A 24358-nucleotide genomic window follows, 5' to 3' on the forward strand; every position below is an offset into this window, starting at 1 on the left:
AATACAAAAATAGTTAATCCTAAGGAGACTTCGGTCTCCTTTTTTATTGTATTGCTAATTGATTCTACGCTCTCAGGGGCTATGCACCCCTGCCGCTGGGCAAACCCGCAGTGGTTTTTTCATGGAGAACACACTGCGAAGTTGCACTTCTAAGTTGAATTTGCAAATCCTCCATCCGTAAGCTTATCCAATCATTTCTTACTCGCTTACGGATGAAGGAAACCTTTGGATGTTCATGCCGGTATGGATAGATGAACGAATACTCGGCTCTATTTTTTCAACTTTCCTATAAACAGCAAATTATTGTCGTTTTCATTTAGTGATTTGGCAAATGATTTGAGTTTTTCCTTATCCTTGTCCGGGCATTTCCCAGAGGCTATGTGCTCTTTGATTTTTTCCTTCAAAACCATTGGTTCGAAGTTTTGGATGTTGTATCCCTTGTTGAAGTTCGTAGAAGCGGGGAGGTTACCGAAGAAATCGTTCATCAAGTCGAACTTTTGTCCTTTTCCGGTCTGGCGGTCGATGAAGTAGGTACTACTTTCTCCTGGTTGGTTTGTAGTGACATCCCAATAGTAACAATTGGCGAAGATACCTTGAGGTATATTGAGATAGATGTGGATCGGCTTGTTGTCTGGGTCGGGGAAATGCATGGCGAAACGGGCTTCAAGCCGGTTTTCGGTGTTGTTGTACGTCCAAAGCGTGTCGTTTGCCGTGTGGAAGAAATCAAACTCGCCACCGTTTTGGTAAGAGAAGATCTCTCCGTCGAAGTTCTGTACGATCATATTCTTGGAAACAGGTAGTCGCTTGACAATCTCTCCCTCCATGTCAATGCAAAAGGCGAGTGGCTCCGCTTCGGAGAACGACATATGGACGATGGAGAGCGTACCGTCTTCGTTGAGTCTCATTTTGGGTTTCTGGACTCGTCCTTTGAGTGGAATGTCCTTTATCCATTTTCCGTCTAATCCGTAGACCATAATCTTTTTGCCGAAAAAAGGGGCGAGGAAGATACGTCCGCCTTTTTCGTCGATAATTTCGTCATAAATGCTGATTTCATATTCGCCTGGACCTTGTCCGATTCTACCGACATCGCAGAGAAATTTTCCATCTTTATCAAAGAGTTTGAACGGTGCACCTGATTGGCGGATACCAATATAATTATTGCTTGGTGTGATGGTCCACGCCTTGAAGAGGGCTTCGTCGGAATTGTCGAGGCGGACGATCCGGAAATCTTCGATAAAATGACTGAGTGGCAATTCGATTTTGCGGTTGTTCAAATTTTTGTATTCGACAATGAGCAATTGGTTCTTATTGCTGCTTGATGTGGTGTCTTGCTTGTTACCGCAATTGCTCAGGAGCAAGGTGGCTGCTATTGCGCAAGTGGAAATAAATGTTTGTGTTTTCATGGTGATTTGTTTTGAAATTTTCGTAAAGATAAGCATATCTGGTAGATATACTTGTTTTTAGTATAAAAAATCACCGGTCAGGAATGAATGCGGTACGGCATCAATTCTTGACCGGTGAAAACGTTATTTTTCGAGGTATGTTTTCGTTCGTCTTATCGGATAAACAAAAGCTCCCTGTATTTCGGCAGTGGCCACATCTGGTTATCGACCATTAGTTCCAGGTCGTCGATATGGCTGCGGATTTCATCCAAGTAAGGAGCGACGGTATCGTGGTAAGCGATCGCTTTGGTACGCAAATCCGTGATACGGTTGGCTTTTTTGCGGGCTTCCACCATTTCGTCGACCATGCGGGTGACGGAACAGATATGTCCGGCAATCTTGCGAACCAGGCGACGGGGCTCTTCCGACATATCGTCATATTCCGGATATCCGCCAAAAGTCTCTTTCAGCTTGGTGATATTGTCCAATAGCAATGACTGGTAGCGGACGGCAACCGGGATGATATGGTTGAGCGAGAGATCACCGAGGACACGAGCTTCTATCTGTACCTTTTTAATATAGATTTCCCATTTCACTTCGTTGCGTGCTTCCAGCTCCTTTTCGCTCAGTACACCGGTTTCCTTAAACATCCGGATGACTTCCGGTTTCAGGTATGCATCGTATTGTAACGGAACGCTGTTTTCACAATCCAGGCCTCGGCGGGCAGCCTCTTCTTTCCATTCGTCACCGTAGCCGTTTCCGTCGAAGCGAATCGGTTTGGATTCTTTGATGTAGGCTTTCAAGACTTCAAAGATGGCGGCCTCCTTGCTTTTTCCTTTGGCACGCAATGTCTCGACATCCTGTTTGAACTGGCAAAGCTGGTAGGCAACGGCAGAGTTCAGTGCCAACATGGCTGAACCGCAGTTGGCGGACGAACCTAATGCGCGGAACTCGAAACGGTTCCCTGTGAAAGCAAAAGGAGAAGTACGGTTGCGGTCCGTATTGTCTAACAGCAACTCCGGGATCTGTCCGAAGCCGAGATGCAAGCGTTTCTTGTCGTCCACTTCGATAGCATCTTCGATGGAGCAGTTTTCAAACTTGTCCAAGATTTCTGTGATCTGTGTCCCTAAGAAAGAAGATATGATAGCGGGAGGCGCTTCATTGGCTCCCAGGCGGTGTGCGTTGGTAGCCGAAGCGATACTGGCTTTCAGCAGAGCGTTATATTTATATACAGCCATCAGCGAATTGACCACGAATGTGATGAAACGCAGATTGTCTTCCCGGTCTTTTCCCGGAGAGAAGAGGTTGATGCCTGTATCGGTTCCCATTGACCAGTTGCAATGCTTGCCGGAACCGTTCACGCCCATAAAAGGCTTTTCGTGGAGCAGCACGCGGAAATTGTGGCGGCGGGAAACACGTTTCATTACCGACATCAACAATTGGTTATGGTCGTTGGCCAAGTTGCATTCTTCATAAATAGGTGCTAACTCGAACTGGTTCGGAGCCACCTCGTTATGGCGTGTCTTGACCGGGATGCCTAACTTATAGCATTCTGTTTCCAAATCTTTCATGAATTCCTGTACCCGGGAGGGGATGGCACCGAAATAGTGGTCATCCAACTGTTGGTTTTTGGCGCTTTCGTGCCCCAACAGGGTACGTTCCGTCAGCGACAGGTCGGGACGGGCGGAGTAGAGGTCTTCGTCTACCAGGAAATACTCCTGTTCCCATCCTAAATAGGTGATGACTTTATGGACATCTTCGTTGAAATAATTACAGACATCTTTGGCCGCCTTGTTCAGGGCTTCGATAGAGCGGATCAGCGGGGTCTTGTAGTCCAGCGCTTCACCGGTATAGGCGATGAATACGGTCGGGATACACAAGGTGTCGTCTACGATAAACGCAGGTGAGGAAGGGTCCCAGGCTGAGTAGCCGCGGGCTTCGAATGTGTTGCGCAATCCACCGTTAGGAAAGCTGGAAGCGTCCGGTTCCTGCTGGGCGAGCAGCTTGCCGCTGAATTCTTCGATCATGCCTCCGTTTCCGTCATGTTCGACGAATGCGTCGTGCTTTTCAGCGGTCCCGTCGGTCAGAGGCTGGAACCAGTGCGTGTAGTGTGTGACTCCTTTTTCCAGTGCCCACATGCGCATACCGGCAGCCACATGATTGGCAATTTCTCGGTCGATAGGGGTTCCGTTGTCGATGGCATGGGTCAGGGCTTTGTAGGTTTCCTTGGAGAGATACTTTTGCATTGCCTTCCGGTTGAAGACGTTCTCACCATAATATTCGGATACTTTCTGATTGGGAGTAATGGCTTCCACGGCCTTTCGGTTGGATGCTTTCTCCACTGCATTAAAGCGTGAGATTGACATACAGATTGTTTTTATGTTATACCGGCTGCAAAGATACATGCAATTCTCTATGAATGCTTTCATCTGGTAGTTAAAAATAGATGAGCAGGAAACTATTCGATCCGGTACATGCCGTTTGGCAATGCATCAGCTTCTCTAAAGCTATGCATTAGGTGGCGTAACCCATAGCATTAGCCCTCGTAATGCATAGCTTTGCAGAGGTAAACCTGATGCCTGTCGAATGGGGATGTAAATGATGATTTATCTGTATAAAAACATGGATGACATTGCCATACAAAATGATTGTCGTTTGTAGGGGCAGGGCTCTGCTCTGCCCATTGGATCCGGACATGGCGGACGTTCTTTTTATAGGGCGGAGTAGAACCCTGCCCCTACGGAACACCTTTGTTTTATTGCGCACCCATAAATTATCGTTTGCCGATTCAAACATTTCATCTCATGAAATAAATAAAAAGAGGGGGTTGAAAAAAATATATCATTGATTATCAGTGATTTATGATGATAGATGATAGATAAAACCCCGTTTCTGTAAAAGTTTAGGAAAAACGAATTAAAAAACGCCGCCTTTAAGGTGACGTTTTTTAATTCAAACTCAGAAAAGTTTTACAAAACAGCCTTTTTATCTATCATCTATCATTCAATCAGAACAAACTCCAGGCAACTGTCAATCCTGCCATAACGATCGCAACCATGCTCATCAGCTTGATCAGGATGTTGAGGCTGGGACCGGAGGTGTCTTTGAACGGGTCGCCGACCGTATCGCCTACGACTGTCGCTTTATGGGCTTCGCTGCCCTTGCCGCCGTGGTTTCCTTCTTCGATATGTTTCTTGGCATTGTCCCAGGCTCCTCCTGAGTTTGCCATGAAGATCGCCAGTACGAAACCGGTACTCAGGCCGCCGATCAGCAGTCCGACTACTCCTGTCACTCCGAATATCAGACCGGTGACGATCGGTGCAATGATGGCTAACAGGGAAGGCAGCACCATCTCGTGCTGTGCCCCTTTTGTCGAGATAGCCACGCAGCGGGCGTAATCGGGTTCGGCTTTTCCTGTCAAAATTCCCGGAATTTCCCGGAACTGGCGGCGTACTTCTTCCACCATATGTCCGGCGGCCCGTCCGACTGCGTTCATCGTCAACCCGCAAAACATGAAGGCCATCATGGAACCGAGGAACATTCCGGCCAGCACTTTTGGATTCATAAGCGTAACATCATAATAAATCATGAAATCGGTGAAAGAGGCTTTTGACACTTCGATTGCCCTGCCATCGGCAAATTGCAGGACTGTCTCGCCCAAACGGAGCAAGCCGATTTTAATCTCTTCTACATAAGAGGCCAGCAATGCCAGGCCCGTCAAGGCAGCCGAGCCGATCGCAAATCCTTTGCCTGTTGCGGCAGTCGTGTTGCCTAAGGAGTCGAGTGCATCCGTACGTTTCCTGACTTCTTTGCCCAGACCGGACATTTCCGCATTTCCGCCGGCATTGTCGGCAATAGGTCCGTAGGCATCTGTTGCCAGTGTGATGCCCAAAGTCGAAAGCATTCCGACGGCGGCGATACCGATGCCGTACAATCCCATTCCTATGTTATTGAAATCGAACCCGGAAGCAAATAGGAACGAACAGATGATCCCGACAACTACGGCCAGTACCGGAATTGCGGTGGACAGCATACCCAATCCTAATCCGGAGATGATCACCGTTGCCGGTCCGGTCAGTCCGGCTTCCGAAACCCGCTGGGTAGGTTGATAAGATTGGGAAGTATAGTACTCCGTCGATTGACCGATCACGATCCCTACCAATAATCCGATGATGACCGAACAGCTGATCCAGAACCAATTGTCCAATCCTAACAAATAAAGGATTCCGAAGGTGGACAGGGCGATCAATACCGAGCTGAGGTTGGTCCCTATGGCAAGTGCTTTCAGCAGTTCGCGTATCGTCGCATTTTCTTTTGTGCGGACGGCAAAGATACCGATGATCGACAATATGATCCCGACCGCCGCGATCAACATTGGCGCCACAACCGCCTTATATTGCATTTCCACATCGCCGGACGCTACGAATGCGGCAGCACCCAATGCGGAGGTTGCTAAGATCGAACCGCAATACGATTCGTACAGGTCCGCCCCCATTCCGGCCACATCTCCGACGTTATCTCCCACATTGTCGGCAATGGTTGCCGGGTTTCGCGGGTCATCTTCGGGAATACCGGCCTCGACTTTTCCGACCAGGTCGGCCCCGACATCGGCCGCCTTGGTGTAGATGCCTCCGCCGACACGGGCGAAGAGTGCCTGTGTGGAAGCTCCCATTCCGAAGGTCAGCATAGTGGTGGTTATGATGGTAAGTTTATGTGTTGCATCCATCGCTTCTGCCGGGATGCAGATGTTTAATAATATGTACCAGAACGAAATGTCCAGCAAACCGAGGCCGACGACGACCAGCCCCATTACGGCACCGCTCCTGAAAGCAACCTGCAAGCCGCTGTTCAAGGACGAACGGGCGGCATTGGCCGTACGGGCGGATGCATAAGTAGCTGTCTTCATTCCTAAGAAGCCGGCAAGGCCGGAGAAGAAACCGCCGGTCAGGAAAGCGATCGGAACCCATTCGTTTTGTATTCCAAATCCATACGCCATGATGGAGAATAAAACCACCAGGGCGAGAAACACCGAAGCAACAACCTTGTATTGTTGTTTCAGGTACGACATAGCCCCTTTGCGTACATGTCGGGCTATTTTTGCCATTAACTCCGTCCCTTCACTCTCTTTCATCATCTGCCTGAAGAAGAACCAAGCAAATACCAGTGCCAGGATAGAGGCTACCGGTATGATCCAAAAAATAGGTGTAATCATAGCAATGAGATTTAAATTTAATACGGATTTAATCGTTTTGACACTTAGTGCCTTACGATCCTTTATTGTTCACCTGTAAATATAACAAAAATAAAGAAGTAGAGAAACTTTTTCGTAAATAATAATGTTTCATTCTAAAAAAAACAGCATATTTGTCACAGAATAAGAATGAAAACGCAAATGACGGAAGAAACGAACCATAAGACCTATAAATTAGGCTTGGCTCTAAGCGGGGGAGGAGCGAAAGGTTTCGCTCATATCGGGGTTTTTAGATTACTGGAAGAATGCGGTCTGAAGCCGGATATCATCGTCGGTACAAGTGTTGGTTCGTTGATGGGCGCTTTGTTTGCCGATGGCTATACGTCCGACGAAATCAAAGAACTCTTTACTGGACGTGAGTTCTCCGAATTCGCCCAGCTGCAAATCCCGAAATCGGGGTTGTTCGACAGCAAGCGGTTCCGCTATTTCCTCCGTCGTCATTTGAGAGCTAAAACGTTTGAAGAACTGAAAACCCCTCTGGTTGTCGTGGCGACCGACCTTGACAACGGCGAGAGTCATGAGTTCCGTAGCGGCCCCATCGTAGAAGCGGTGACCGCTTCCTGTAGCATTCCGATTATCTTTAGCCCGGTCGTGATAAACGGAGTGCATTATGTTGACGGAGGTCTTTTTCATAATTTCCCGGTTTCCATCATCCGTGAAGAATGTGAGCGTATCATCGGGGTAAATGTCAGCCCCCTTGTCCCGCAAAAGTACAAGCAGACGATTTTCCATATCGCGGAACGTTCTTATCACTATATGTTCCGGGCAAACACATTGGAAGACCGCGAAATGTGCGATGTTCTGATCGAGGCGGAGGAGTTCGGTATGTATAAGACATTCGACCTGGAAAATGTGGACGAGATCGCGGGGATCGGATATGCAGCGGCAATCCGGGCGTTCGAGGTCGTGATAAAAGAAAATAAATATGAAACTCTGGTGAACGCTATTATGGCAAGAAGAAACAATACCCTGATGCCATAACTTTTTCCGGATGTTCCGGCGTTCACCCAAAATAGTAACTAAGTTGACAAATAGCGCGATGAAACAGACAAATAAGATGGTAATATATCAGGTCTTTCCACGTTGGTTTGGAAATATGAAATCATCCCTGGTGAAGAATGGAAGTAAAGTTGAAAACGGAATAGGAAAGTTCTCGGACTTTACGCCGGTGGCTTTGTCCAAGATCAAGGAGTTGGGAACTACCCATGTGTGGTATACCGGAGTGATCGAACATGCAACGAATACCGATTATACGGCTTACCAGATACGAAAAGACCATGCGGCGGTCGTGAAGGGAAATGCCGGCTCCCCCTATGCTATCAAAGATTATTATGATATAGACCCGGACCTGGCCGATAATGTACCTGACCGTATGAAAGAATTCGAATCGCTGGTCAGAAGGACGCATGAAGCTGGAATGAAAGTAATCATCGATTTCGTACCCAACCATGTTGCCCGCCAGTATTATTCGGATGTCAAGATGGCGTATGTGGAAGATCTGGGACAAAAAGACAATACTTCGAAAGCTTTCGATTCCAATAATAATTTCTATTATATACCGGGGCAGACCTTGCGTTTGCAGTTCGGCGCTCAACAGGAAGATTTTGAATATAGCGAATTTCCGGCGAAAGTCACGGGGAACGATTGCTTCAGTACCTGTCCCGGACAAAACGACTGGTATGAGACGGTCAAATTGAATTATGGCGTTGATTATATGAACGGCCGTACCCCGCATTTCGATCCGGTTCCCAATACATGGACGAAGATGCTGGATATCCTGCTTTTCTGGGCGGGAAAAGGGGTGGACGGTTTCCGGTGCGACATGGCGGAAATGGTTCCGGTTGAATTCTGGAACTGGGTGATCCCGAAGGTGAAACAGGTGTATGATGTTTGCTTTGTTGCCGAAGTTTATAATCCGGCAGAATATCGTAATTATATCTGGAACGGACATTTTGATTATTTGTATGATAAGGTCGGGCTGTACGATACGGTACGGGCAGTCATGTGTAACCAGGCTCCGGCAAGTAATATCTCCGGATGTTGGCAGTCACTCGAAGGTATCCAGCATAATATGTTGAACTTCCTTGAAAACCATGACGAGCAACGTATCGCCTCTTACTTTTTTGCTGGTGATCCGCGTCCGGGAATTCCGGGGATGATCGTGTCGGCTATGATGAATACCAATCCGGTGATGATCTACAGCGGACAGGAATTAGGGGAGCCGGGAATGGACGATGAGGGTTTCAGCGGACGTGACGGGCGCACGACGATTTTTGATTATTGGAGTCTTGCCAGCTTGCGCAACTGGATAAACGAAGGGGCTTTCGATGGTGGTAAACTGACGGCTGAGCAACGGCAATTGCGCGAGGCGTATGCAAAGATTCTGAATATATCCAAGTCCGAACGGGTTATCACAGAAGGAGTTTTTTATGATTTGATGTATGCAAACCTGAGTAATCCGTATTTTAACTCACATCGGCAATTTGTATTCATGCGTAAATATCAGAATGAAGTGTTGTTAGTGGTGGTCAACTTTGACAAGGCGGAGCAGACGGTACGCATCCAAATCCCCGATGAAGTATTTAAGGCACTTGATTTCGGTGATAATAAAGCTGCTGTGCTGACCGATCTGATGACTGGAGAGAGTTGTATCAGCACACTGACGGCAGCTTGGCCTTATCAGGTGGTTGTACCTGCTTATTCCGGCCGTTTGCTGAAGTTTACTTATTGATTTGTGATTTATGATTTATGATTTATGATCTGCTCTGACCGATGTGTTTGGTAATAAATCATAAATCATAAATCATAAATCATAATTGTTTTGTACCTTTGCACCCACAATTCAAATCTATTTACTTAAGATAAATATTCGGAATAATGAGTGCACAAACTCCTTTCTTGGTGTTTTCGGGAACCAACTCCCGGTATCTTGCAGAGAAAATTTGCAATAGTCTTGGTTGTCCGCTGGGACAGATGAACATTCAACACTTTGCTGATGGAGAATTCTCCGTTTCGTACGAAGAGTCTATCCGCGGTCGTGATGTATTCCTGGTACAATCAACGTTTCCTAACTCTGATAATCTGATGGAGCTTCTCCTGATGATCGATGCTGCCAAGCGTGCTTCGGCACACTCTGTAATCGCAGTTATTCCTTATTTCGGTTGGGCACGTCAGGATAGAAAAGACAAGCCACGTGTGTCTATCGGCGCCAAGCTGATTGCAGACATGCTGAGTACTGCCGGTATTGACCGCTTGATTACGATGGACCTGCATGCTGATCAGATTCAGGGATTCTTTAATGTTCCGGTTGACCACTTGTATGCATCTTCCATTTTCCTGGATTACATTAAAACATCTTTGCCTCTGGATAATCTGTGTATCGCTACACCGGACGTTGGAGGTACTAAACGTGCCAGCAGTTATTCCAAATATCTGGGTTTACCGATGGTTATTTGCCACAAGTCACGTCTGCGTGCCAATGAAGTAGCAGAAATGCGTATTATCGGTGATGTAGAGGGCTTGGATGTCCTTTTGATCGACGATATGGTGGATACGGCCGGTACCATTACGAAGGCTGCCAACCTGATGCTTGAAAACGGAGCCAAATCCGTGCGTGCCATCGCCAGTCATGCCGTTATGTCCGACCCGGCTTCTACGCGTGTAGACCAGTCTGCTTTGACTGAAATGATCTTTACCGACTCTATCCCTTATGCAAAGAAATGCGAAAAGGTGAAAGTGTTGTCTGTTGCCGATATGTTTGCCGAAGCTATCCGTCGTGTATGTAGCGGTGAATCTATCAGCTCTCTGTATGCTATTTAATGAGTTTATAATATCAAAAGAAGGGGGTGTGTCAAAATTCCCCCTTTCTTTTTTTATGCTGGCCAACATATAAAGTAAAGTCTAAAAAAAATTGTTTTGTATAAAATAAAATTGTTCCTTTGCAAAGTCACTCGTTTTAAGAGATATTATAAGTAGAGAGTAACCAAGCAAAAGAAGCCTTGACTATACGGGATGTGTAGCTTGACAACTTATCGTGTCAGGCTTTTTTTGTAATATGGGATTGACAAGGATAAATAATAATATAATAATGACAGCCGAAACTTTAATTATGACGAGGAGCGTGTCCCATATTTGGGGCGCGCTCCTTTTGTAAAAGCCGGTATTCCCACAGCAGTCTTATTCTTTTTATAAGATATGAAAATCAAGTTATTTATCTTGATTTTCTATTGCAAGAACTTGCCCAAGTTCTGATATTTTTGTAATTTAGTGACAAATAAACGCTTGCAAGATGCCAGAAAATTTACACTTCAGAAGTTATGATCCCGATCAAACGCTACTTTTTCCCCAGAGGATCGACCGGGATATCCCTAAGGATGATCCTGTACGTATCCTCAAGTCGGTTATCGAGAGCCTGGACCTGTCAGGTTTCAAGAAACTATACCATGAGCGTGGCCGCAGCCCTTATCATCCCAAAATGATGCTCATGGTAATCCTTTATAGTTACATGAATAACGTATACTCATGCCGAAAAATAGAGAAACTCCTATACCGGGACATCTATTATATCTGGCTGTCGGGATATCAGAAGCCTGACTTCGCTACCATCAACCGTTTCCGTAACCGTGTCAAGAATGAGATCGGACATATATTCACCCTCTTAGTGTTGATATTGGTAGAGAAAGGTTTTGTCACGCTTGAGGTCGAGTACCTTGACGGGACGAAGATAGAATCCAAGGCGAACAAGTATACCTTCGTATGGCGCAAGAGCGTGGAAAGGAACCGTGAGAAGCTGTTGGAGAAAATCCGTGTGTTACTCCAGCAGATCAACGAGCAGATGGCACAAGACAAGGCGGCCGATGTTGACACCTTGGAGCTTACCCCCCAGACATTGTGCGAGATCTCCAAGGAATTCAAGGAGGCACTCGGTTCGGCACCTGAGGCAAAGACAAAGGAAGAGAAGGCCGCGCAAAGAGGAAAGAACAAGATGTTCAAAGAATTGGAGAGGCATGGCGAGAAGCTAGCGGAATATAACAGCCGCCTGGAACAGATGGAAGGCCGCAATTCCATCTCCAAGACCGATCCCTCGGCCACATTCATGCGCATGAAGGAAGACGCCATGTGTAATGGACAAACCAAGCCCGGTTACAACTTGCAGATATCCTCCGAGAACCAATTCATCACAGACTTCGCCCTCTTTCCGAACCCGACCGACACGCTGACCTTCATACCATTCCTTGGCTCTTTCCCGGGCCGTTACGGTCGTTTCCCAAAAAGGGTCGTCGCCGACTCCGGATACGGCTCGGAAGAGAACTACCGTTTCATGGACGAAGCCGGCATTGAGGGGTTCGTCAAATACAATCGTTTCCATTTGGAACACCGTCCCCGCTATAAACCTGACACCTTTCATCCCGACAGCCTCTATTATAATGAGGAAGGAGATTATTACATATGCCCGATGGGGCAGCGCATGTCCCGGACCGGTACGCTACAAACCCGGACGGAGGGCGGTTATATCTCCCAGAGCGCCTGTTATCGCGCCATACGATGCAAGGGGTGTCCCTTGCGCTGCCTCTGTTACAAGGCCAAGGCCAACCAGAGGACGATCAGGGTCAATCACCGGCTTAATGCCTATAAACGAAAGGCCTGTGAATTATTGACTTCAGAAGAAGGGATCAAGGAAAGGGGGAGGCGGTGCATTGAACCGGAGGCAGTCTTCGGACAGATGAAGTCCACTATGGCTTACCGCCGTTTCAGGCATATGGGAAAAGACAAGGTCGTGATGGATTTTACCTTCTTTGCCATAGCCTTCAATATAAAGAAACTATGTTCAATGATGAGAAAAGTGGACAAAAAGGGAAGAAAAACGTCTTCTTATGGAAAATTCGTAGTTATTTTTATTTGTTACATGCATAAACTGGAAATATGCCAGGATAAGTTTGAAAAAATGACGGCATAATCAAATTTATTGCTGTATAGACACAAAAAAGAGGCTGCACATAATCAGGAATTATGACACACCCCCTTTTTTATTGTTCGCCCGGCACGAACCCTTTCCGGTGGGGGAAACACCGGCCTATTTTTCTTCATCGATAATCATGCCGCTACCGAGGCAAAGACGATGGTCTTTGTCGTAGACTACTCCGTACTGTCCAGGAGCGATTCCCTGGATTTTGTTGTCGGATTCGATGCGGTACAAGTCTCCGATGCGACGGATGCGGCCGTGTGTGAAGTCCGGTGTGTGACGGATCTTGAAAGTGATCTCTTTCTCGTCCTCAAATTCTCCCCATGGATCTTCGGTGATGAAGTCGAAGCCGTGCATGTTGATAATCTTGCCATACTGTGTTTCCGGATCATAACCGTTGGAAACATAGATAACGTTCCGCTTGATATCTTTTTTGATGACGAACCAGGGTCCGCCGCTCAAACCTAACCCCTTGCGCTGTCCGATGGTGTGGAACCAGTAGCCGTTGTGTTTGCCCAATACCTTACCGGTTTCCAGTTCGACGATCTTTCCTGTCCGTTTTCCTAAATAACGCTCGATAAAGTCATTATAATTGATCTTGCCTAAGAAACAGATTCCCTGACTGTCTTTCCGTTTAGCACTCGGCAGTTTTTGTTGTTCGGCTATGGCTCGGACTTCGCTTTTCATGAGATGTCCGATCGGGAACATTAATTTCTGTATTTGCAAACGAGTGATTTGGCCGAGGAAGTCGGTCTGGTCTTTTACCGGGTCCTTGGCGGTGGAAAGCCATACCTTACCGTCTATTTCGGTTGTCGTGGCGTAATGGCCGGTTGCTATTTTATCGAAATCCTTTCCCCATTTCTCTTCAAAGCAGCCGAATTTGATATATTTATTGCACATCATATCCGGGTTGGGGGTGAGTCCGCGTTTTACGGAATCGATGGTATAGCTCACGACACGATCCCAATATTCGTCATGCAAAGAGACGATTTCAAACCGGCAACCGTACTTCTTGGCGATATAGGAGGTGATCTCGATATCTTCTTCGGCGGGACAGTCTATATATCCATCTTTATCTTCCATGCCGATGCGGATATAGAAAATGGTAGGATCGTATCCTGCCTCTTTCAACTGGTGAACAACTACGGAGCTATCCACTCCTCCCGAAACTAATGCTGCAATTTCCATATTTTTACAGTGAATAAGAATTGTACAAAGGTACGGTAAATTTTTCAATTAAAACAGGAGAGAAGCATTGGCTACTTCGGCATTGATATCAAAAGTTTGATTATGGAATTCATGAAAGAAAACACAATAAAATCATGTATTCTTATTTACCACCCCAATCTTCCCACTGAGATTTACCAAAACCATATTTAGCTCTAAGCGAACGCATCTGACTTTGGATATACTTACGCTTTGAATCGTCATAAGGATCTGTACCTGTACTCATTCTAATTAACTGAGTTTCCCAATTACGATATGTGTGATCATTTGTAATTTTATCCCTTTGAGAAGGACCGCTTTTCTGAAATTTTCCAGTTTTTGTTGATCGGGAAGCCGGAGCTGAGAAAGTAGCGGAACTTCCCCCTTCTTCCAAATGTTGAATTAAAGCAATTTGACGTTCTATACGTTGATTAATATTTCGGAGTTCAACGCGGTTGTCTGTTGTTTCACGGAGATGTCGATCTGCTGCACCTCTTCCATAATTACCCTGACCAGGTCGTACTTGCCCATGATTCATTCTCAAAGAAGTTCCTGCTCTTCGTATTTGTTTCGAGCCTTCAGAAGAAATAGTCCTTTGTGTATTCTTGCTTCTTGCAATTATAGCTTCACGTTGAACATAAAGCTGTTGAAGTTTTTGTTTTTCTTTTTCGATTTGAGAAGCAGAGGTTGCTTTAACTTGCATATTTTCAAAATCGTATATATCTTCGTTTACAGAAGCTGACTCACTACTTTTCAACGCAGTCGTAGCTAATTCTTCAGCTGTAAGCGACCTGCCTTCGTTAAGAGCAGTTACGGCTGTTTCATCCCCTTCGATTGCCGCATAAGTTGTCGCAGCAACTCCAACAAAGGTACCAGCCGTTTCGAGCCCGCTAATGACTTTATCCCAGCGTCGTGATTTTTGATCTTTTCTAGCTTGTTTATAATTGGCCGTGATCTGTTCGTTCTCAGGAGCAAGTTCGTGAGCTAATTTCAACTTACTCATCCCTTCACTATAAGCTTCAGACTTCAATTCCAAAAGTCCGAAATTATTATATGCCATTGCAAATGTCGGTTCAATTTTTATGATACGAGCATACAACTGACGTGCCCGTTGTGTGTCTCCATTCTTTTCAGCCGTTTCTCCTAAAACATACAACCTTTGTATAAACTCAGGATCAATTGTCCCGTCTTCTGTCACTGTTCCGGTTTCGTTATCTACCCAAATAGGAGCAGTCCCATCGGCAAATCCACCAATCAAATCGAATCCGGTAAAAGCACGAATCAGCCCGTCTATTCCATAAAATCCGTAATGTTCTTTTTCTTGTACCACGAATGCATGGCCGTTTCTGTCGTATGTAATATCTTCATATTCGCATGGAACAATAATTCTTCCGAAGCTATCTCCCACACCACAAAGACTATCTTTGGCAAACAATAAGAAAAAGCCATCATTTATCTGTTCAATGCCAATGTATTCTGGTTTGAATAACCAAATGCTGTCTTTTTCTGAAATCCGAGCGCCATAGAAAGATCCCTTTTGTTCAAAAAACGGTTGATCATCCGGAGCAATAAGTCCTTTACTGAATTCTACCTCCTTACTATCAACTTTTGCGCCTATCGAATCGAGCCGTTGTGTCAGAACCGAATAAACACCACTGTCTAATTTTGCTTTCACATCTTTTACTGCCTGTCGATAGTCTTTATTGGATACAGGGACAGTTGTCATTGCTTCTTCTAATTGATAGGTACAGGGAACTACCAATTCACCATTTAGATCAATTGTACCATACTTACCTTCCATCTTTACAGAAGCTAAACCATTATCTTTAAAAGAATCAGCCCATTCGTAACGATTGGGAATCACAAGATTACCCAGTTTGTCAATAAAACCATATTTTCCTTCTATCATCACCGGCGCCAAACCATAATTGAATTTAGTCAATTTTTTTGCCTTATATATAGGAGGTATAACGAACTGATTAGAAGAGTTTATAAATCCCATTCGCCCCTCCATAATGACAGCTGTCAATCCTTCATCAAAATTTTTAGCCGCCTGATCATACTGAGGCGGTATCGCCCAATTATACGCCAAGCGATCTTTTTTGCCCCAGATGAGCGAAGTTCCCAATCCAACCGCACTAAATGCCGAGGTTGCAGTCAAACGGGTTGGTAAAAACATGCGTGAAGTCTTTGATTTGTTATAGGTATATCCCCACTTTTTGGTAGCAGGATTGAGTAAGCAATAATTGATTTGAATTTTCTTCAGCAATAACATGTTTTGGAATCACAAACAATAATATTAATAGTAAACGGACAGCCTTCATAATATTTTATAGTTTTACCATTATATGTAATCATAGTTCAATTTACAATCATAAGCGCTTGCAAATGTACGAATTTTCCGTTTTTAACACTACGAAATTGTATTTTTAAATTAGAGAAGCATTGGGTATTTCTGCATATATTTATAATTTTGTACATTTGGAACCTGTTTAAATTGGGCAAATCTGTTTTTAAATTATTCTTTAAAAAGATATGCATATACGTTATTCAGCTTTGTTTTTGTCAGCTCTATTGTTGTCGACTGATGTTTATCCTTATTCGGCTTGTCGCTTGCCGGAAATACGGGAAGTGTCTGTCCCCAACCGGTGGAAAGGGAAGAAAGTCGCTTTCTTGGGTGATTCGATTACCGATAAGATACATGTCGGAACGACGAAAAACTATTGGCAGTATCTTTCGGAAATGTTGGGGTTGGAACCGTTCGTTTACGGTATTAACGGTCATCAGTGGAACGGTGTGTTGGAGCAGGCCGGGAGATTGCAGGCCGAACGGGGGGATGATATTGATGCAATCCTGATCTTTGCCGGAACAAACGACTTTAATGCCAACGTACCTTTAGGAGAATGGTACGCCGAGAAGGAAGAATCCGTTGAAGTTTCGGGACCGAAGCAGGAGGTGCGAAAGCGACGGATGCTGCAAACGGATGATCGGACGTTCCGGGGGCGTATCAACTGTGTCCTATCTTATCTGAAAACGAATTATCCGACGAAACAAATCATACTGTTGACCCCGATACATCGCGGATATGCCAAATTCGGGGATAACAATATCCAGCCGGACGAATCTTATTCTAACGGAATTGGCTTGTATGTAGATGAATATGTAAAGGCGATCAAAGAAGCTGCCAATGTTTGGGCTGTTCCTGTCATCGATCTCAATAGCATCAGCGGGCTTTATCCTGTCTTCGACTCCCATACCCGTTATTTTCATAAGGAAGATACGGACCGCCTTCATCCGAATGCGGACGGGCATTACCGGATGGCAAAGGCTTTGATGTATCAGCTATTGGCTTATCCGGCCGATTTTGAATAAAACATTTCGTTGGCGATTGGTTGAGAGGCTGACAGATGGGGTTCTGTTCACCAGGCAGATGGGCATTTGCTCGATCGACAGGAGCCGTCTGTCGATCGAGTAAATTTCAGATTCCGATATATCCTTTCAGTGCATTCACATAATCCTCGAATGCCTGCTTGCCGGCAGGCGTAATCCTGCAAGTTGTGCGAGGTTTTTTCCCGATGAAGCTTTTCTCGACTTCGATATATCCGGCTTCACTCAATTTGTCTATCTGCACACTCAGGTTACCGGCGGTCGCTTGTGTCTTTTCTTTCAGATAGACGAAATCAGCTTCATCAACCGATAGGAGAATGGACATGACCGCAAGCCGGAGCTGGGAATGTAATAATGGATCTAATTCTTTGAACATGATTTCTTTGCTTTATAATTCAAAACATGTCCCGGAATTATCATCATGACGATGAAAGACAGGGCAAAAAGAAGGAGCATAAAAGAGTCGAATCCCTCTTTTATAATGTAAAATAGCATATTGAGACCATTGATGAAAGAGACGATACCGAGATTGAAAACTTTCTCTTTAATCAGTAATCCGGTGATGTAACAAGCTAACGACAGAATAATGAGGATAAGTGGTGGAATCAGTCGACTGTCGTAATATATCCCGAAGATAGTGATGGCCAGTGTTGCGATAGATCCCATGACACCCCATATTTGTTCGAGCACTTTGTCCGTGTAAGTCTTGACTTTAGGCGATCTTTTCCGTTTAAAGTAATAGCTTAAAGGGATTCCGACGACTATGATTAGCAGGAATGCCAAATAAGACATGAGATTCTCTGTCAATTGCAGCAACAGGTAGACAATTGCAGTTGAGGTAACTGTCAGATATCCCCAAAACAAAAAAATATTACCATCACCTATTTCCAGATTGTGTTTCGTATTACGGATCATCCGGGTGATGAGCTCCAGACTTTCTTTTTCGTTTAATTTTCTTTCTTCCATTTTTTCTTTCTCCTTTTAATAGTGATACAAATAAGTTTATGTTATAAACCATATATGGATTAAAAAAGTGTAAGGAGCTATGCATTTCTCACCTACACGCTGCAAATATAAAATGGTTTATATTGTAAACCAAATAAAAAAGGAAATTTTTTGCTGAAAAATGACTTTATCCATACAAGCAAACCAAAGGGATAGGTTTTACAATTTGTCACTATCATAGGCAAAAAGCCTCTCTTTTGTTATGTTAAAAAATATTACCCTTGCTACTAATTCCAAATATATGGGATACTAATCCTATTTTGAAGGTATAGTAGTGACAATTTGATAGAATTGAAAGTGTGATTCCTGTTGGGATGTCTTTAACCTGCAAAACATTTTTCATCTCATCGAAATTGCTTATTTTCGCATCCATAATAGTTCCCTTTTATGAATGTAGACATAACAGATTTAAAGACGGTCCGTTTGAGTCAGGACGGGAGTGCTGTGATTATCCTGGACCAGACCCGCTTGCCGGGATCTGAAGTATATGTTTCCCTCTCTTCAGCAGAAGAAGTTTGGGAGGCTATATACAAGTTAAAGGTACGCGGAGCACCGGCTATCGGGATAGTTGCTGCCTATGGTATTTATGTTTGCAGTCGGCTGATTGTGGCAAACACTTATGACAGTTTTTACAGTGAGTTCCTTCGGATGAAGGATTACCTGGCATCTTCTCGCCCGACTGCGGTCAACTTGGTTGCCGCTTTGGACCGGATGGAAAAAGTTGTGGTTGCCCATTCTATGAAGCCTGTTCCGGAAATAGTGGACTTGTTGCGTGTCGAATCGGAGGCGATCCGGGCGGAAGATGCGGCAGCTTGCCGTAAGATAGGAGAGAACTGTTTGTCCTTACTGCGTCCGGGAATGGGAATCCTGACACATTGTAATGCTGGTCATCTGGCAGTATCGGAATATGGAACGGCTCTGGCTCCGGTTTATTTAGGGGAAGAACGTGGATATGGCTTTAAGGTGTTTGCCGATGAAACGCGGCCGCTGTTGCAGGGGGCACGTCTGACGGCTTACGAATTGCAGAAGGCAGGTGTGGATGTTACCCTGATCTGTGATAATATGGCATCGGTCGTCATGCGAAAAGGCTGGGTACAGGCTGTTGTGGTCGGTTGCGACCGGGTGGCGGCTAATGGCGATACGGCTAATAAGATCGGGACTTCGGGGGTAGCGATTTTGGCCCGTCATTACGGAATTCCTTTTTATGTGTTGGGCCCGACATCCACCATTGATCTGAATTGCCCGGATGGAGATTCGATTGTGATTGAAGAACGGAATCCCGAGGAAATTACGGATATGTGGTATGCTTCGCGGATGGCACCCGAAGGGGTGAAAGCCTATAACCCGGCTTTTGATGTGACTTCTCACGACTTGATAACTGCGATTATAACCGAAAAGGGGATCGCTTATCCCCCTTTCCATATGGAGGATTTCTGAAAAATATTTATGGAAAGTTTTGCTAATCCCGAAACAATCAGTAATTTTGCTGCCCAATTTGTGGATATAGTAATTAAACAATATAATAAATTAAATTATGATCGTAGTTCCATTAAAAGAAGGCGAAAACATTGAAAAAGCGCTGAAGAAATTCAAAAGAAAGTTTGAAAAAACAGGTGTAGTAAAAGAATTGAGAAACCGTCAGGCTTTCGAAAAACCCTCTGTAGCAAAGAGAAAACAAACTATGCGTGCTGTTTACGTTCAGCAATTACAGCAGGTAGAAGAATAAAAATACAAAATCTATCTGCCAGGCTTGTTTTATTGGATTCTTATTCCTATTTTCGTTGCATAAAAGTTGATGCAACGTGAATGTGCGGATTGATTCATTTTTAGATTGTCTTCGGTATGAACGGAATTATTCCGAATATACGATTGGTGCTTATTCTAAAGATTTGCAGCAGTTTGAAGATTTTGTAAAAGAGAAGAAGGAAGGCATATTTGTGCCGGAGGAAGTGGATGCGGATATTGTACGGAATTGGATTATATCTTTGTTGGATAATAAGATTTCGCCCGTGTCTGTCAACCGGAAATTGAGTTCTTTGAAATCTTTTTTTAAATTCCTTATGAAGCAGGGATTTGTTTCTGTAAACCCGTTACGGTTTGTGACCGGTCCGAAAACAAAGAAGCCGTTACCTACTTTTGTAAAAGAGAAGGATATGGAAGAGTTGTTGGATGGAGATGGGTTTGATGAGGATTTTGAAGGGGTGAGGGATCGTTTAATACTTGAAATGCTTTATGATACCGGGGTGAGGCGTTCGGAGTTGGTCGGATTACAAGATATCGATATCGACTACGATGCCATGTTAATCAAGGTAACAGGTAAGCGTAACAAGCAGCGGCTGATTCCTTTTGCAGAAAGATTAAAAAACTTGATGCTTGCATACACAGAAGTCCGAAATCGTGAAGTTGGCGCAGGAAGCGGATGGTTCTTTGTCCGGAAGAATGGAGAACAGTTGTCTACGGGTATTCTTTATACGATAGTAAAAAAGAAGCTCTCGGATATTCCGACATTGGCAAAATGCAGTCCCCACGTATTAAGGCATTCGTTTGCAACAAGTATGTTGAATAATGGAGCGGAGTTGAACGCCGTGAAAGAGTTACTCGGACACAGCAGTCTGGCTTCTACCAGCATTTACACACATACAACCTTTGAGGAATTAAAAAAAGTGTATCATGCTCATCCAAGAGCACAAAAAGAAGGAGGTTTATTATGAACATTAGAATTCAAGCAATTCATTTTGACGCAACCGATCAATTAGAAGCGTTTATTCAGAAGAAAGTGTCTAAGTTGGAACAGTATTTCGACGGCATTATATCGGCAGAAGTTAGTTTAAAGGTTGTAAAACCAGAATCTGCAAAGAATAAAGAAGCTGCTATTCGATTGATTATTAAAAATGGAGATTGTTTTGCCGAAAAGGTAAATGATACCTTTGAAGAATCAATTGACGAATGCGTAGAAGCATTAGAGAAACAGTTAGTTAAATTCAAGGAAAAAATCAGAGCCAAATAAAAAAAACGGTAGATAAATTTGGTATATAAGAAATAATGCCTAAATTTGCAGCCGTTTCGCCTTGGTGACGAAACGGCTGCTTTTTGAAGCAGGCTTGCCTCTTTAGCTCAGTTGGCCAGAGCACGTGATTTGTAATCTCGGGGTCGTTGGTTCGAATCCGACAAGAGGCTCAAAATAGTTGATGGTGGAAAGTTGACAGTTGACAGTTTATGTCACTTTCCAGTTTTATCTGTCAACTATCAATTTTTAACTGTCAACTTATTGGGCAGTTACCAGAGTGGCCAAATGGGGCTGACTGTAACTCAGCTGTCTTTCGACTTCGGTGGTTCGAATCCATCACTGCCCACGATAATTGCGGAAGTAGCTCAGTTGATAGAGCATTAGCCTTCCAAGCTGAGGGTCGCGGGTTTGAGCCCCGTCTTCCGCTCTTATTTATTGCCTGTGTAGCTCAGCGGTAGAGCACTTCCTTGGTAAGGAAGAGGTCCCGAGTTCAAGTCTCGGCACCGGCTCAATGATATTTTAGAACATGATCATTAATCAAATAAAGAACAATTAAGTTATGGCAAAAGAGAAATTTGACAGATCGAAACCACATGTGAACATTGGTACGATTGGTCACGTTGACCACGGTAAAACAACTTTGACAGCTGCTATCACAACAGTATTGGCAAAGAAAGGTCTTTCAGAACTGCGTTCATTCGACTCAATCGACAACGCTCCTGAAGAAAAAGAAAGAGGTATCACTATCAACACTTCTCACGTAGAGTATTCGACTGCAAACCGCCACTATGCTCACGTAGACTGTCCGGGTCACGCCGACTACGTAAAGAACATGGTAACTGGTGCTGCTCAGATGGACGGTGCTATCATCGTTGTTGCTGCAACTGATGGTCCTATGCCTCAGACTCGCGAGCACATCTTGTTGGCTCGTCAGGTAAACGTTCCGAGATTGGTTGTTTTCATGAACAAATGTGACATGGTAGACGACGAAGAAATGTTGGAATTGGTTGAAATGGAAATGAGAGAACTTCTTTCTTTCTACGATTTCGACGGTGATAACACTCCGATCATTCGTGGCTCTGCTTTGGGCGCTTTGAACGGTGATGCAAAATGGGAAGAAAAAGTAATGGAACTGATGGAAGCTTGCGATACTTGGATTCCGCTGCCTCCGCGTGAAATTGACAAACCTTTCTTGATGCCTATTGAAGACGTATTCTCTATCACAGGTCGTGGTACAGTTGCTACTGGCCGTATCGAAACTGGTATCGTAAAAGTTGGTGATGAAGTTCAGATCATCGGTCTGGGTGCTGACGGAAAGAAATCTGTTGTTACAGGTGTTGAAATGTTCCGTAAGTTGCTGGATCAGGGTGAAGCTGGTGACAACGTTGGTTTGTTGCTTCGTGGTATCGACAAGAACGAAATCAAACGTGGTATGGTAATCTGCCACCCGGGTCAGGTTAAAGAACACTCTCGCTTCAAAGCTGAGGTTTATATCCTGAAGAAAGAAGAAGGTGGTCGTCACACTCCGTTCCACAACAAATATCGTCCTCAGTTCTATATCCGTACATTGGACGTAACTGGCGAAATTACTCTTCCGGAAGGAACTGAAATGGTAATGCCTGGTGATAACGTTACAATCGACGTTGAACTGATCTACCCGGTAGCTTGTAACGTAGGTCTTCGTTTCGCTATCCGCGAAGGTGGACGTACAGTAGGTGCTGGTCAGATCACAGAATTAGAAAACTAATTCAAATACATAAATGTAGCCAGTCTTGTTTAAGGCTGGCTATTTTACGGAACTAGCTCAGTTGGTAGAGCACTGGTCTCCAAAACCAGGTGTCGGGAGTTCGAGCCTCTCGTTCCGTGCTAAAAATCTATAGATTCGATGAAAAAGATAATTAATTATATTAAGGAATCTTATAACGAACTTGTTTATAAAGTTTCTTGGCCTACGAGAACAGAGCTTTCCAATAGTGCTGTGGTTGTTATGTTTGCTTCCCTTATAATCGCGGCATTAATCTTTGTTATTGATTTAGGCTTTGAGGGCGTGATGCGTTTCTTCTACGAGAAAATCTTTTAATCAGTTTAAAGTATGTCTGATATTCAAAAGAAATTTTATGTTCTGCGTGCCATTAGCGGCAAGGAGAATAAAGTCAGAGAGTACCTTGAGGCTGAGTTGAAGAATACTGACTTAGGTGAGTATGTGTCACAGGTCTTGATTCCTACTGAAAAGACTTTTACGGTACGTAATGGTAAGAAGGTGATGAAAGAACGCGCTTACTTGCCTGGATACGTTTTGGTAGAAGCTGCTTTGGTTGGAGAAGTCGCTCATCGATTGAGAAACATTCCTAACGTAATCGGTTTTTTGGGTGGATCGGATAACCCCGTTCCCTTGCGTCCGGCAGAAGTTAGCCGTATCTTAGGTACGGTTGATGAATTGCAGGAACAGCAGGATGACCTGGATATTCAGTTTTATGTTGGAGAGAATGTGAAAATCACTTTTGGACCGTTTAACGGTTTCACGGGTGTAATCGAAGAGGTCAATGCCGAGAAAAAGAAACTTAAAGTGATGGTAAAAGTCTTCGGACGTAAAACACCGCTTGAGTTGGGTTATATGCAAGTGGAGAAGGAATAAGTGCTCTTGTTACGAAAAGTACTGTCTTTCTTTAAAAGTTATCGATGTTATATATCTAAAAAATTTTAGAAACAATGGCTAAAGAAGTTGCTGGACAAATCAAATTGCAGATTAAAGGAGGAGCAGCAAACCCTTCTCCCCCTGTAGGACCTGCTCTGGGTTCTAAGGGTATTAATATTATGGAGTTTTGCAAGCAATTTAATGCCAGAACCCAAGACAAGGCCGGTAAGATATTACCTGTTGTAATCACTTACTATGCCGATAAGTCTTTCGACTTTGTTGTAAAAACTCCTCCTGTTGCTATCCAGTTGTTGGAAGCTTCCAAACAGAAGAGTGGTTCTGCTGAGCCGAATCGTAAGAAGATTGCAGAAATCTCTTGGGATCAGGTAAAAACTATTGCAGAGGACAAGTTGGTCGATCTGAACTGCTTCACTGTCGAGTCAGCTATGAGAATGGTTGCCGGAACAGCAAGAAGTATGGGTATCACTGTTAAAGGGACATTCCCGGGTAATAATTAATAAAC

Annotated in this window: 19 protein-coding genes, 5 tRNA genes and 1 pseudogene; 18 read left to right on the forward strand and 7 right to left on the reverse strand. The window is 44.4% G+C overall.

Annotated features, from left to right (window positions below):
• Positions 1–269 precede the first annotated feature (269 nt).
• The 3 genes from NQ564_RS19020 to NQ564_RS19030 form a co-directional block, all read right to left on the reverse strand.
• Positions 270–1403, reverse strand: a complete 1134-nt coding sequence (locus tag NQ564_RS19020) for a 6-bladed beta-propeller (protein ID WP_227963194.1) — start codon at positions 1401–1403, stop codon at positions 270–272.
• Positions 1404–1555: 152 nt separating this feature from the next.
• Complete coding sequence (locus NQ564_RS19025; RefSeq protein ID WP_008152490.1) at positions 1556–3748, reverse strand: glutamine synthetase III family protein; 2193 nt, start codon at positions 3746–3748, stop codon at positions 1556–1558.
• Between the two features lie 641 nt (positions 3749–4389).
• Positions 4390–6594: a sodium-translocating pyrophosphatase gene (locus tag NQ564_RS19030; protein WP_021862482.1), complete on the reverse strand. Its 2205-nt coding sequence runs from the start codon at positions 6592–6594 to the stop codon at positions 4390–4392.
• Between the two features lie 180 nt (positions 6595–6774).
• Between NQ564_RS19030 and NQ564_RS19035 the strand changes: the two genes are divergently transcribed.
• From NQ564_RS19035 to NQ564_RS19050, 4 genes and pseudogenes are all read left to right on the forward strand, one after another.
• Entirely contained in the window at positions 6775–7614 is an 840-nt protein-coding gene (locus NQ564_RS19035; protein ID WP_021862481.1) for a patatin-like phospholipase family protein, read from the forward strand.
• A gap of 58 nt (positions 7615–7672) precedes the next feature.
• Positions 7673–9364 carry an alpha-amylase family glycosyl hydrolase gene (locus NQ564_RS19040; RefSeq protein ID WP_087375793.1) on the forward strand — a complete coding sequence of 564 codons (1692 nt, stop codon included), beginning with the start codon at positions 7673–7675 and terminating at the stop codon, positions 9362–9364.
• 146 nt (positions 9365–9510) lie between these two features.
• Positions 9511–10452 (forward strand): ribose-phosphate pyrophosphokinase, encoded by a 942-nt coding sequence (locus tag NQ564_RS19045; protein ID WP_008152474.1) that lies wholly within the window; start codon positions 9511–9513, stop codon positions 10450–10452.
• Between the two features lie 469 nt (positions 10453–10921).
• Positions 10922–12581: pseudogene (locus NQ564_RS19050) on the forward strand (IS1182 family transposase).
• A 125-nt stretch (positions 12582–12706) separates the two neighbouring features.
• Here NQ564_RS19050 and mnmA read toward each other — a convergent pair.
• Positions 12707–13783 (reverse strand): tRNA 2-thiouridine(34) synthase MnmA, encoded by a 1077-nt coding sequence (gene mnmA, locus NQ564_RS19055; protein WP_008152472.1) that lies wholly within the window; start codon positions 13781–13783, stop codon positions 12707–12709.
• Between the two features lie 142 nt (positions 13784–13925).
• Positions 13926–16076, reverse strand: a complete 2151-nt coding sequence (locus tag NQ564_RS19060) for a WG repeat-containing protein (protein ID WP_008152471.1) — start codon at positions 16074–16076, stop codon at positions 13926–13928.
• A gap of 260 nt (positions 16077–16336) precedes the next feature.
• Between NQ564_RS19060 and NQ564_RS19065 the strand changes: the two genes are divergently transcribed.
• Complete coding sequence (locus NQ564_RS19065; protein ID WP_039848349.1) at positions 16337–17173, forward strand: SGNH/GDSL hydrolase family protein; 837 nt, start codon at positions 16337–16339, stop codon at positions 17171–17173.
• Between the two features lie 106 nt (positions 17174–17279).
• On the opposite strand, the gene NQ564_RS19070 is transcribed toward NQ564_RS19065, so the two are convergent.
• Positions 17280–17564: a winged helix-turn-helix domain-containing protein gene (locus NQ564_RS19070; protein ID WP_008152466.1), complete on the reverse strand. Its 285-nt coding sequence runs from the start codon at positions 17562–17564 to the stop codon at positions 17280–17282.
• Positions 17549–18154, reverse strand: a complete 606-nt coding sequence (locus NQ564_RS19075) for a hypothetical protein (RefSeq protein ID WP_008152464.1) — start codon at positions 18152–18154, stop codon at positions 17549–17551. The genes NQ564_RS19070 and NQ564_RS19075 overlap by 16 nt, the downstream gene beginning before the upstream one ends.
• A gap of 426 nt (positions 18155–18580) precedes the next feature.
• Between NQ564_RS19075 and mtnA the strand changes: the two genes are divergently transcribed.
• The 13 genes from mtnA to rplK all read left to right on the forward strand — a co-directional run bounded on the left by mtnA (position 18581) and on the right by rplK (position 24353).
• Positions 18581–19630: an S-methyl-5-thioribose-1-phosphate isomerase gene (mtnA, locus tag NQ564_RS19080; RefSeq protein ID WP_008152459.1), complete on the forward strand. Its 1050-nt coding sequence runs from the start codon at positions 18581–18583 to the stop codon at positions 19628–19630.
• Between the two features lie 97 nt (positions 19631–19727).
• On the forward strand, positions 19728–19919 hold the full coding sequence (gene rpsU, locus NQ564_RS19085) for a 30S ribosomal protein S21 (protein ID WP_005637142.1): 192 nt from the start codon (positions 19728–19730) through the stop codon (positions 19917–19919).
• An 82-nt stretch (positions 19920–20001) separates the two neighbouring features.
• The gene (locus tag NQ564_RS19090) at positions 20002–20904 is read left to right on the forward strand and encodes a tyrosine-type recombinase/integrase (RefSeq protein WP_039848430.1); all 903 of its coding nucleotides are present in this window, start codon (positions 20002–20004) and stop codon (positions 20902–20904) included.
• Entirely contained in the window at positions 20901–21200 is a 300-nt protein-coding gene (gene hpf / locus NQ564_RS19095; protein WP_008152455.1) for a ribosome hibernation-promoting factor, HPF/YfiA family, read from the forward strand. Before NQ564_RS19090 ends, hpf begins: the two co-directional genes overlap by 4 nt.
• 96 nt (positions 21201–21296) lie before the next feature.
• Positions 21297–21370 (forward strand) — tRNA-Thr (locus NQ564_RS19100).
• A 93-nt stretch (positions 21371–21463) separates the two neighbouring features.
• Positions 21464–21546: transfer RNA gene (locus NQ564_RS19105), tRNA-Tyr, on the forward strand.
• 8 nt (positions 21547–21554) lie between these two features.
• Positions 21555–21627: transfer RNA gene (locus NQ564_RS19110), tRNA-Gly, on the forward strand.
• A gap of 10 nt (positions 21628–21637) precedes the next feature.
• A tRNA-Thr gene (locus tag NQ564_RS19115) sits at positions 21638–21709 on the forward strand.
• 50 nt (positions 21710–21759) lie between these two features.
• The gene (tuf, locus tag NQ564_RS19120; protein WP_008152453.1) at positions 21760–22947 is read left to right on the forward strand and encodes an elongation factor Tu; all 1188 of its coding nucleotides are present in this window, start codon (positions 21760–21762) and stop codon (positions 22945–22947) included.
• Positions 22948–22993: 46 nt separating this feature from the next.
• Positions 22994–23066 (forward strand) — tRNA-Trp (locus NQ564_RS19125).
• 19 nt (positions 23067–23085) lie between these two features.
• Positions 23086–23280 carry a preprotein translocase subunit SecE gene (secE, locus tag NQ564_RS19130; protein WP_005637138.1) on the forward strand — a complete coding sequence of 65 codons (195 nt, stop codon included), beginning with the start codon at positions 23086–23088 and terminating at the stop codon, positions 23278–23280.
• A 12-nt stretch (positions 23281–23292) separates the two neighbouring features.
• Positions 23293–23835, forward strand: coding sequence for a transcription termination/antitermination protein NusG (gene nusG, locus NQ564_RS19135; protein ID WP_005637137.1), 543 nt, complete (start codon positions 23293–23295; stop codon positions 23833–23835).
• A 74-nt stretch (positions 23836–23909) separates the two neighbouring features.
• On the forward strand, positions 23910–24353 hold the full coding sequence (gene rplK / locus NQ564_RS19140) for a 50S ribosomal protein L11 (protein WP_005637136.1): 444 nt from the start codon (positions 23910–23912) through the stop codon (positions 24351–24353).
• Positions 24354–24358 lie beyond the last annotated feature (5 nt).

Source organism: Parabacteroides johnsonii DSM 18315 (genome assembly GCF_025151045.1).
Lineage (GTDB): Bacteria > Bacteroidota > Bacteroidia > Bacteroidales > Tannerellaceae > Parabacteroides > Parabacteroides johnsonii.

What these genes read in the sequence shown, in the direction of transcription:
- rplK (WP_005637136.1), top strand. Translation starts at nt 23,910, where the DNA reads ATGGCTAAAGAAGTTGCTGGACAAATCAAATTGCAGATTAAAGGAGGA.
- mtnA (WP_008152459.1), top strand. Translation starts at nt 18,581, where the DNA reads ATGAATGTAGACATAACAGATTTAAAGACGGTCCGTTTGAGTCAGGAC.
- NQ564_RS19075 (WP_008152464.1), bottom strand. Translation starts at nt 18,154, where the DNA reads ATGGAAGAAAGAAAATTAAACGAAAAAGAAAGTCTGGAGCTCATCACC.
- mnmA (WP_008152472.1), bottom strand. Translation starts at nt 13,783, where the DNA reads ATGGAAATTGCAGCATTAGTTTCGGGAGGAGTGGATAGCTCCGTAGTT.
- NQ564_RS19070 (WP_008152466.1), bottom strand. Translation starts at nt 17,564, where the DNA reads ATGTTCAAAGAATTAGATCCATTATTACATTCCCAGCTCCGGCTTGCG.
- NQ564_RS19060 (WP_008152471.1), bottom strand. Translation starts at nt 16,076, where the DNA reads ATGTTATTGCTGAAGAAAATTCAAATCAATTATTGCTTACTCAATCCT.
- NQ564_RS19065 (WP_039848349.1), top strand. Translation starts at nt 16,337, where the DNA reads ATGCATATACGTTATTCAGCTTTGTTTTTGTCAGCTCTATTGTTGTCG.
- NQ564_RS19045 (WP_008152474.1), top strand. Translation starts at nt 9,511, where the DNA reads ATGAGTGCACAAACTCCTTTCTTGGTGTTTTCGGGAACCAACTCCCGG.
- NQ564_RS19020 (WP_227963194.1), bottom strand. Translation starts at nt 1,403, where the DNA reads ATGAAAACACAAACATTTATTTCCACTTGCGCAATAGCAGCCACCTTG.
- secE (WP_005637138.1), top strand. Translation starts at nt 23,086, where the DNA reads ATGAAAAAGATAATTAATTATATTAAGGAATCTTATAACGAACTTGTT.
- NQ564_RS19035 (WP_021862481.1), top strand. Translation starts at nt 6,775, where the DNA reads ATGACGGAAGAAACGAACCATAAGACCTATAAATTAGGCTTGGCTCTA.
- tuf (WP_008152453.1), top strand. Translation starts at nt 21,760, where the DNA reads ATGGCAAAAGAGAAATTTGACAGATCGAAACCACATGTGAACATTGGT.
- nusG (WP_005637137.1), top strand. Translation starts at nt 23,293, where the DNA reads ATGTCTGATATTCAAAAGAAATTTTATGTTCTGCGTGCCATTAGCGGC.
- NQ564_RS19025 (WP_008152490.1), bottom strand. Translation starts at nt 3,748, where the DNA reads ATGTCAATCTCACGCTTTAATGCAGTGGAGAAAGCATCCAACCGAAAG.
- NQ564_RS19030 (WP_021862482.1), bottom strand. Translation starts at nt 6,594, where the DNA reads ATGATTACACCTATTTTTTGGATCATACCGGTAGCCTCTATCCTGGCA.
- NQ564_RS19040 (WP_087375793.1), top strand. Translation starts at nt 7,673, where the DNA reads ATGAAACAGACAAATAAGATGGTAATATATCAGGTCTTTCCACGTTGG.
- hpf (WP_008152455.1), top strand. Translation starts at nt 20,901, where the DNA reads ATGAACATTAGAATTCAAGCAATTCATTTTGACGCAACCGATCAATTA.
- rpsU (WP_005637142.1), top strand. Translation starts at nt 19,728, where the DNA reads ATGATCGTAGTTCCATTAAAAGAAGGCGAAAACATTGAAAAAGCGCTG.